The 1,593-nt window shown below is 47.6% G+C and carries 1 protein-coding gene; it reads right to left on the bottom strand.

The annotated features are described in order from the left end of the window. Window positions 1-1,021 precede the first annotated feature (1,021 nt). Window positions 1,022-1,267 carry a helix-turn-helix domain-containing protein gene (locus J5224_RS27175; protein ID WP_264628260.1) on the bottom strand — a complete coding sequence of 82 codons (246 nt, stop codon included), beginning with the start codon at window positions 1,265-1,267 and terminating at the stop codon, window positions 1,022-1,024. Window positions 1,268-1,593: the final 326 nt, after the last annotated feature.

The raw sequence follows: 1,593 nt of genomic DNA, 5'->3' as shown, positions 1-1,593 counted from the left end.
CGCCCTTAGCTCAGTTGGATAGAGCAACGGCCTTCTAAGCCGTAGGTCACAGGTTCGAGCCCTGTAGGGCGTACCATTTCGAAGTAAACAGACGTCAAGCGACGTCTTTTTTTATTCCTAAAATTCAGTGAATTAGCTATAAACTCGCTGTTTTCAGTCAACCAGACTCTACCGACATCTACGTACATCAAGTAGGATTTATTGGTATAAGTGATGGTACAAGCCCGTTCAATGAATTCTTATACCAACAGCCAGCGTATGCCGACACCTCAATATGGAGATCTGCTATGCCACTCACCGATGTAAAAGTCAGAAGTGCCAAACCAGAAGACAAGGCTTATAAACTTACCGATGGTGAAGGGATGCATCTGATGGTGTAAGTATCCCGGTAAACCGAACCATGCACTTTTAGAGATTTTCGCTACATGTAATCTTCTACAGCAAGGCTCCTCAACCATAAACCTGTACTATATATCTCCCGTGTCCAAGCATATCGCAGGGAATGCGGTGAATATGGCCCTTTTAATCCAGCAAGCACAGTTTGCGATCGTCATCAATTCATCGTGCTTTTTAGGCTAGGTTTATCGAACAGTGCTCTTGGCAGGCGTATTACGCTGGCGATGCACTGTGCCAAAATCCTCAATCAAGCCACTAAGGCGCTGCGCTTGTTAGCTCCCTAGCGGATTTCTATGGCATAGAAATCCGCTAGGGAGCATAGAAGTCTATCGGTGACAGAATACGTTCTCTGGAGATATTGCTATCGGTTGTATTTTCATTAATGCACTCCTCCATACTGATGGAGTGATCTCGAAAAATAGACCATGAATTATCGAACTCAATGAAGAGGGGTCTCTTTTAATTTGTCACCATCGAGCTCTCTGTCGCTCGCCCAAACACATTGCCCCACTAACTCGCCCCACGGTATTGGGTGAGTTGGTGGAGCGAGGCATGGGGCAGAAGAAGGTGGCCGCGTTGCGACCATGCGCCGGAAGGTATACCTCCCGGCTTGAATGGCTGTCCTTTAATCTACTGCACTATCGCCATCTTTCCTACGTTGCCTGTTGAGATAGCGTGAAGGCCAGATCGCTTCAGGACGTGTATGCAAGGCTTCTGCAATTAATCGTTCTCCCTTAGGCCAATGGCGCAATAGCGTATTTCCCAAAGTAGATGATGCCAGCCCGGCCTGTCGGGAAACTGCTGCCAGTGTTGTGCCCTTCTTTTTTAAACCAGCGATGATATCTGCCGGATGCCAATCTTGTTGTGCCATCGAAAGCTCCTTAGGTTGATGCCCGGCCAGCGTCAGTGAAATTGCTTATCTGACTAAGGCGTAGTATTTAGGCACTTCCGTTGTAGCATTCGCTAAGCGGTATTTTCTTGAGAGTTACTAAAGAGGGAAAACCGGGGTATTACTGATAGCTGATGTAAAAATAGCATCTCTCCCGCGTCCCACCATCACTGGCTTATGGTGGGACGCGGGAGATAAAAGCGGGCTCAAAATCATCAAACGAAGCCGAGGGCAGGCGAATTTATAACCGCTGGCTTAGATGCTTTGCCGGAACCTGGCTCTGGTGCAATATCGCCAATATCAGGATA

This window comes from Candidatus Symbiopectobacterium sp. NZEC135 (genome assembly GCF_025962695.1).
This window is presented reverse-complemented; position numbering and strand designations above follow the sequence as displayed.